The sequence below is a fragment of the Protofrankia sp. Cas4 genome, from assembly GCF_963555915.1.
GTDB lineage: Bacteria > Actinomycetota > Actinomycetes > Frankiales > Frankiaceae > Protofrankia.
Map to the genome: position 1 here is coordinate 1 of NZ_CAUVXL010000057.1, position 7,683 is coordinate 7,683.

Consider the following 7,683-nt stretch of genomic DNA (forward strand, 5'->3'; position numbering starts at 1 on the left):
CCGGTGCGCACATCGCCAAGGAGCGCATCGCACCGGTGGTGATCCTGACCGCGTTCAGTCAGCGGGAGCTCGTGGAACGGGCACGGGAGGCCGGGGCGATGGCCTATGTCGTCAAGCCGTTCCAGAAGAAGGACCTGCTGCCGACGATCGAGATGGCGATGAGCCGCTTCACCGAGATCGTCAGTCTGGAAGCCGAGGTCGAGGACCTGCAGGGTCGCCTCGAGGCCAGAAAGATCATCGAACGGGCCAAGGGTGTCCTGCAGACTGAGCACGGTATGACCGAGCCCGATGCCTTCCGCTGGATACAGCGCACCTCGATGAACCAGCGGCGCACGATGCGCGCGGTGGCCGAAGGCGTCCTGTCCGGCGAGGCGCTACCCGGTGAGGCGCCGGCCGGAACGTGATCGGCTCGTCGCTCCCGCCCCGGGTGCGACGGTGGGCAGGCGGCTACGAACCGAAACTCCAGATCTTCTCCATGCGGCGACGGGCTCTGCCGTCCGTCGCCGCATGCGCCTGTGCCTACGACGACGACGCCGTTATGGCGTTCGCTCTTGTGGGTGTGCGGATTCGGTTGCCACGACCCAGGCCGGGAAGACGACCTCCCACACCTCGATCAGCGATACGGCGTCCTCGTCACGCAGCCGCACGCGGCAGCCGGAGAAGCCCACCCCGTCCGGTACCAGATCCGCCGGCGGACGCGCCCCGGTCATCACCACCCGAGAGTCCGCACCCGCCACCAGACACCGCCGCCCGTGAACGCCTCCCGCACCTTGCTCGCCAGTCTGGTCCACCAGCGGCACTGGACCGTGCACGACTTCCTTCACGAGTACACGGCCACGGCTCAATCACTCAAGGGGAAGGCGGATGAGGTCGGGGAGCGTCAGGCGAAGCGTTGGATGGCCGGCACGCTCAAGACCCGCCCCTATCCTGTGGCCTGCCTGGTACTGGAAACGATCTTCGAGTATCCGATCGACGACCTATTGGCACCACCCGCCCGCGCACGCCGCAGCCCGACCGTCTACGCCCCCGCCCTTCCAACTTCAGGCGTCTCTGTACCACAGATGAACGTCCTTCCTGCCTACCCTGGTCGGGAGAAGAGCCGCAACGGCCCGTCTCCCGACCAGGCAGGACCGGAAGGGCTGAGTCTTATGGCCGCAGAGACGACACCGCACGTTTCTTCGTGCACGCGCAGGCAGCCGACGCCGGCCCGGACGCCGTCACTCTGCTCTACAACGAGGTACGCCGCATCGCCCGCGCGTACCCCGCCGACGGCGGCCCCGCCCTGCTGCCCGCCCTGACCGCCGCTCAGCGGTTCGCCTTCCGTCATCTCGACGGCCCAACCCAGCCCGACCAGGCCCGTGACCTGTACTTCCTCACCGGTGTCCTCTGCGGTCTGCTTGCCCACGCCGGCCTTGATCTCGGACAGATCGACGCGGCCATGACCCAGACCCGCACCGCGCTTCTCTGTGCCGACCGCGCCGGACACCCCGGCCTACGAACCTGGCTCCGCAACGAACAATGCACCATCACCCGCTGGGCTGGATGGCACCACGAATCCCTACGCTACGTCCAGCTTGCCGCGACCGACGCAGCCGTCATCCGGGGAACAGCGGCGGTCGGGCGTGCGCTTCGAGAGGCTCGCGCTCAAGCCGCCATCGGAAACGCAGACGAGGCGCGCGCTGCACTCACCGCCGCCACCGAAGCCCGCGAACAAGCCCAGCCCGACGAGCTAGACGAGATCGGTGGACAGATCACCCTGTCTACCCCTGACGGCCTATTCGTCGCTGCTGACGCCCTGTCCCTTCTACCTGATCCCGCCGCCGCCGAACAAGCTGCCAACTTCGCCGTGTCAGCATTCGACGACATACCCGCTAATCAGGCCAAGTTCGGCAATGCTGCGTGCACGCGCATCATTCTGAGCCTTGCCCGCTTCCGCCAAGGTGACGTTGACGGCGCTCGTGACGCACTCCGCCCGGTACTCGACCTCCCGCCGCAGCAACGCCTCTATGGAATCATGACCAATATGCAACGGGTACAGGTAACGCTTACCGATGCCCGCTACCACGGCTCACCTACCGCCCGCGACACCGCAGCCGAAATCGAAACCTTCGCCCAGCTCGGCGCGCGCACAGCACTTCCCGAGTAGGCGACACCACGCCCGCACGCACAGATTTGTATATCCTCAAGGAGACAGCGTGAGAGACCGAGTACGAGTTGGAAAACACAAGAAGAAATTGGAATGTTCGGCGTGTAACGGTTCAGGTAAAACCATCGTCATCATAGACGGAAAGCAGCAGCAAAAACCCTGTCAGATATGTAAAGGAACCGGATGGTTGTGAGACGCGCGGCGTTCGTCCCCGACACGATCTGGGTCAACGGCGCTGACGGATGGATGGTCCCGCTCCATCGGGACGACAACCCCGAAACCTGGCTGACGCTGGCAGAAGGCGACGATCCCATAGCAATCCAGGTCGACGACGGCGAGCACCCCGACAAGGGCATCCTCCCCACCAGTTCCAACACCGCAGCCTGGCTCGTCAACCGGATGCTCGACCTCCTGAACGTACAGGAGGGGACGAACATCCTCGAAATCGGAGCCGGCACCGGCTACAACGCCGCCCTGCTTGCCGAACGAACCCACACAGGACACGTCACGACGATAGAAGTCGATCCCACGATCGCCGACCACGCCCGACAGGCCCTGTGCAGGAACAACTATCCGGTCACAGTCGTCAACGGCGACGGCACCCTCGGATACCCCGAACGAGCACCGTATGACCGGATCATCGCCACCGCCGCCGCAGCCACCATCCCCTACGCTTGGATTGAACAGACACAGCCCGGCGGCCGGATAGTGCTCCCTCTCGCACTCACCTTCCACCACGGGGCACTCCTCGCCCTCACCGTCCACAGCGACGGCACCGCACACGGCCGATTCCACGGCGAGGCGCCCTTCATACGACTCCGCAACCACCGCTCTGCCACGTTCCACCGACAGACAGCCGACGAAGCGCAGGTGACGACGACCCGGCTATACCCGCGACAACCATTCACCGACTTCGACGCCGGATTCGCCGTCGGCACCATGATTCCCGACTGCATCCCAGGCCAACGAGGCGACGACGACACCCCAACACTCCTCCTGGCGCACCCCGCCTCCCGATCCTGGGCATCCCTCACTCCCGGAACCAGCACCCACGAGGTACGCCAGCACGGACCCCGCAACCTGTGGGACGAGCTTGAGAACGCCTACCGCTGGTGGATCGACGCCGGCAGACCCGATCACACCCGCGTCGGCATCACCGTCACCCCCGAAGAGCAGACGTTCTGGCTCGACACCCCGCAACACCCGCTCCCATCCATGAAGCGGCGAGCCGTCTGACCTGAACGGACGCACCGAAGAAAAATCGTCGCCAAACATCCGGAAGATCCATTACGGTGAGACGGTGAGATCAACGAGGAACGGCACGCCCGTGACCTGCGAGACCCACGAAGTGGGGCGATATGTCACGGGTGACCGGCCAGGTGGTGCGTAACACGACGTTCGTCCCGGTGGCGGCGCGCCGCAGGTAGCGGTCAGCCGTCGGCCGTCCCCTCCGCGTGTCGGTGTCCGTGCCCGCGTCCGTGGCCGCACCCGTGCCTGTGCCCGTGTCTGTGCACAAAATGTAGCGACACGGGCACAATAAGCTTCCCGTTGCTGGTTGTAGCGACTAGGTTGCCGACAGTTTGGCGAACGAGCCGGACAGGGCAGGCACGGCAGGTGGGGACGGCGACTGCGTGACGCGGACGCGGCGTGAGGCTGCCGTGCGCATGACCCGGTCGGTCGGCCTTCCTGATGGGGGAAGCGGACACCGTCCGCGCCATGCCCGGCGGGGATTTGCCCGGACCGCCCTACCGGAACGGGTGAAGGGACACGGCATGGCGAGGCGAACAATGGCGGCGGGAGCCGTCGCGCTTCTTGCGATCGCGCTGACCGTCGGCGCCTGCGGGGGAGGGTCCTCCGCAAGCGGACGCCCGCAGTACATCATCGGATTCCAGGGGCCGCTGTCGGGCGACAGCCAGCAGCTCGGCATCAACGCGATCAACGGTGTGCGCACGGCAGTGGATCGCGCCAACGTCAGCGGCCAGCTTCCGTTCACCGTCCGTCTGGTCGAGGCGGACGATCAGGGCACCCCGGAGCAGGGTCCCACCGCCGCCCAGAAACTGATCGACAACCCGGACGTCATCGCCGTGGTCGGGCCGATGTTCTCCGGTGCCACCAAGGCCAGCGAGCCGCTCTACAGCCAGGCCAAACTGCTGTCCGTGAGCCCGTCCGCGACAAACCCGAAGCTCACCTCGCTGGGTTTCGGAACGTTCTTCCGGGTGATCGCCCCCGACACCGTGCAGGGTGCCGCCGCCGCGGATTACGTCGCAAAGGCGCTCAAGGCCAAGAAGGTCTTCTCCCTCGACGACAAGAGCGAGTACGGCACGGGGCTGTCGACGGTCCTCGAAAAAGAACTGGCGGCACAGGGGGTGAATGTAACCCATGACGGCATCAATCCAACGAAGGACTACACGTCCGAGGCGACAAAGATAATCTCCGAGCAGCCCGACGTGATGTTCTACTCCGGGTACTATCCGGAATTCTCCCTGTTGACCAAGGCGCTGCGGGCCAAGGGTTTCACCGGCGCTGTCATGAGCGGCGACGGATCGAATGACGACCAGTTCGTCGCACAGGCCGGGGCTGCGAGCGCCGAGAGCGCGTATCTGACCTGCCCGTGTGGCGACGCCAACAGCGACCCGAAGGCCGCCGGCTTCGTCGCCGACTTCAAGCGGGTCAACAACGGCACGCGGCCGGGCACCTATTCCGGCGAGGCCTACGACGCGACGAACGCGATCATCGGGGTCCTGCGCAAGCTCGGGCCGGGAGCCAGCCGTGAGGCCGTCGCCCAGGTCTTCTCCTCCGTCGACTTCGAGGGCGTCACCAAGCGGGTCGTGTTCCAACCCGACGGCGAGATCGTCGGTTCGACCGTCTACGTCTACCAGGTCCGTGGCGGCAAGCGGGAGGTGCTCGGAACCACCGCCGAACTGATCAAAGCCTGACCCGCGGCGGGGCAGCGGGACCATCGGCGATTCGGGGGGAGCATCTGGATGGGTTTCGCGCGCGAGTTCGGGCAGCTGACGGTGGACGGAGCGACCATCGGTTCCCTCTACGCGGTCATCGCTCTTGGCTACACCCTCGTCTACGGGGTGCTCACGCTGATCAACTTCGCCCACAGTGAGGTCTTCATGCTCGGCGCGTTCGGGGGCCTGTTCGCAGCCCGGGCACTGCTGCCCGCGGGCGAGGTGACGCCGTCAGGGCTCACATCGGTCGCACTGGTGGCGGTCGGGCTCGGTGTCGGCGCCGCGTCCGGTGGCCTTGCCGCGTTCGCCCTGGAGCGCGCTGCCTACCGGCCGCTGCGCCGCCGTGGCGCGCCTCGTCTGGCCTACCTCATCGGTGCCATCGGAGCGTCCCTGTTCGCCGCCAACCTGGCCGGTAAGGAGTTCGGCCGCCAGAGCGTGCCCGTCCCCGATCTGTTCACCAACGGGACCGCCTGGCGGGTCCTCGGTGCCGATATCTCGACCCAGGCCCTGGTCATCGTCGGGGTGGCGGTGGTGATGCTCGTCGTCGTCGACCGGGTGGTCGCCGTCACCCGGCTGGGCCAGGCAATCCGGGCGACCGCCCAGGACGCCGGCACCGCGAGCCTGATGGGGGTCGACGTCGAGCGGGTGATCGTCGCCACGTTCGTGCTCGGTGGTCTGCTCGCGGGTGCCGGTGGCTTCCTCTATGCGATGACGTTCAACGCCTCCTACACGATGGGGTTCGTCCCGGGCATCAAGGCGTTCACCGCCGCCGTGCTCGGCGGCATCGGTAACGTCCGCGGCGCGGTGCTGGGAGGGGTACTCCTCGGCCTGGTCGAAAGCTATGGCGGTTATGTGTTCCAGGCGTCCTACAAGGACGTGATCGCCTTCCTCGTCCTGGTGGGAGTGCTCCTGGTCCGGCCCTCGGGGCTCCTGGGTGAACGTCAGGGCAGGGCGGCATGAGCGCAGCGCTGCCCTGGCTGCGTCGGCTCGCGGTGTACCTGGGCGGCGCGGTGCTGGTCGCGGTTGTCACCGGTCCGTCCGGTGACGCAGATCATCCTTTCGCCGGCATCCGCGGATCGTTGTTCGCCCCGCGCTTCGCGCTGTTCGCGGCGCTTGCGACCGGTACCTGGGCGGGTGTCATGTGCGCCGCACGCGTGCGGGCAGGCGCCGGTGGATGGTTGCTCCGATCGGTCCGGGCAGCCTGCTCAGGCTTGCCGGTCGGCGACCTCGGCGGCTTCGGCGGCTTCGGCGGCCCTGCGGTGGGCGCCTGGGGACGGGCCGTGGCGACCGTGGGAATGCTGGGTATCGCCCTGATCGTGCCGCTGGGCCTGTCCGCGGCGGCCGCACAGTCCCTCGTGACCGATATCGGGATCTACGCGCTGCTCGCGTTGGGCCTCAACGTGGTGGTCGGCTACGCCGGCCTGCTCGATCTCGGCTACATCGCGTTCTTCGCGATCGGCGCGTATACAACCGCCTACTTCACCTCCCGCACGGCGATGCCGTGGCACTCACCGGTCATTCTCAACCCGTTCGTCGTGATCCCGATCGCGGTGGTCGCGGCGATGGCCGCCGGGGTGGCTCTCGGCGGGCCCACGCTGCGGCTGCGCGGGGACTACCTGGCCATCGTGACGCTGGGGTTCGGTGAGATCGTCCAGTTGCTCGCGAACAACGTCGACGGTGTCACGGGCGGCTCGCGCGGGGTGTTCGGCGTGCCACCCTTGTCCCTTGACGTCGGGGCACTTCACTATGCCTGGGGCCTGGCGCCACTGCCGTACTACTACCTGCTGCTCGCCGTGGTGATTGTGGTGATCGTGGTATTCGGTCGACTGGAACGGTCGCACGTCGGCCGGGCGTGGGCCGCGATCCGGGAGGACGAGTTCGCGGCCGAGATCTCGGGTGTCGCGACGGTGCGGATGAAGCTGCTGGCGTTCTCGATCGGTGCTTCCGTGTCGGGTTTTGCCGGGGTGCTCTTCGCGACCAAGCAGTTCTTCAACCCGCAGACGTTCAGCCTGCAGGCCTCGATTCTGGTGCTCACCATTGTGATCTTCGGTGGGATGGGCTCCCGGTTCGGGGTGGTGCTCGGCGCGGTGGTCCTGCAGGGGCTGGCGTTCTTCCTGCGTGACGTCGTGCCCCCGGCCGACCGGTACATCTACTTCGGGGTCGTCGTGGTCATCATGATGACCTTCCGGCCGCAGGGCCTGCTCCCGCCACGGCGCGGTGAGCGGGTCGGCCTCGCCGTCGCCGACGACGCCGCCGGCGACGCCGGTGTCCCGGGTGCCGGCGGGATCGGTGATGTGCGTGACGTCGGTGACATGGGTGACGTCGGCGGCGCGCTGCCCGCCGGTGGGCCGGCCGGATGAACGCCGTGCCGAGCCGGGACCCGGCGGCCGGTCGCAGCGACACCGGTCTTGTCCTCGACGTGCGTGGGCTGGTACTGCGCTTCGGCGGAGTCACGAGCCTGAACGGCGTGTCGCTACGCCATGAACGGGGTCAGATTCTCGCGGTGATCGGTCCTAACGGCGCGGGCAAGACGTCGCTGTTCAACTGCCTGACGGGCGTCGCCCGCCCGCAGGCCGGTAA

Annotated in this window: 8 protein-coding genes; 7 read left to right on the forward strand and 1 reads right to left on the reverse strand. The window is 67.1% G+C overall.

Annotated features, from left to right (window positions below; genetic code table 11):
* A partial coding sequence (locus tag U9979_RS05970; protein WP_322778581.1) for an ANTAR domain-containing response regulator occupies positions 1 to 404 on the forward strand: 404 nt, incomplete at its 5' end.
* A gap of 132 nt (positions 405 to 536) precedes the next feature.
* On the opposite strand, the gene U9979_RS05975 is transcribed toward U9979_RS05970, so the two are convergent.
* Positions 537 to 812 carry a hypothetical protein gene (locus U9979_RS05975; RefSeq protein ID WP_322778582.1) on the reverse strand — a complete coding sequence of 92 codons (276 nt, stop codon included), beginning with the start codon at positions 810 to 812 and terminating at the stop codon, positions 537 to 539.
* Between the two features lie 368 nt (positions 813 to 1,180).
* Between U9979_RS05975 and U9979_RS05980 the strand changes: the two genes are divergently transcribed.
* The 6 genes from U9979_RS05980 to U9979_RS06005 form a co-directional block, all read left to right on the forward strand.
* Positions 1,181 to 2,146, forward strand: coding sequence for a hypothetical protein (locus tag U9979_RS05980; RefSeq protein WP_322778583.1), 966 nt, complete (start codon positions 1,181 to 1,183; stop codon positions 2,144 to 2,146).
* 183 nt (positions 2,147 to 2,329) lie between these two features.
* Entirely contained in the window at positions 2,330 to 3,382 is a 1,053-nt protein-coding gene (locus U9979_RS05985) for an rRNA adenine N-6-methyltransferase family protein (RefSeq protein ID WP_322778584.1), read from the forward strand.
* A 536-nt stretch (positions 3,383 to 3,918) separates the two neighbouring features.
* On the forward strand, positions 3,919 to 5,082 hold the full coding sequence (locus tag U9979_RS05990) for a branched-chain amino acid ABC transporter substrate-binding protein (protein WP_322751662.1): 1,164 nt from the start codon (positions 3,919 to 3,921) through the stop codon (positions 5,080 to 5,082).
* A gap of 48 nt (positions 5,083 to 5,130) precedes the next feature.
* Positions 5,131 to 6,063 (forward strand): branched-chain amino acid ABC transporter permease, encoded by a 933-nt coding sequence (locus tag U9979_RS05995; protein ID WP_322751663.1) that lies wholly within the window; start codon positions 5,131 to 5,133, stop codon positions 6,061 to 6,063.
* Positions 6,060 to 7,463: a branched-chain amino acid ABC transporter permease gene (locus U9979_RS06000; protein WP_322778585.1), complete on the forward strand. Its 1,404-nt coding sequence runs from the start codon at positions 6,060 to 6,062 to the stop codon at positions 7,461 to 7,463. The genes U9979_RS05995 and U9979_RS06000 overlap by 4 nt, the downstream gene beginning before the upstream one ends.
* On the forward strand, positions 7,460 to 7,683 hold a 224-nt coding region (locus tag U9979_RS06005; protein ID WP_322778586.1), incomplete at its 3' end, for an ATP-binding cassette domain-containing protein. The genes U9979_RS06000 and U9979_RS06005, both read left to right, overlap by 4 nt.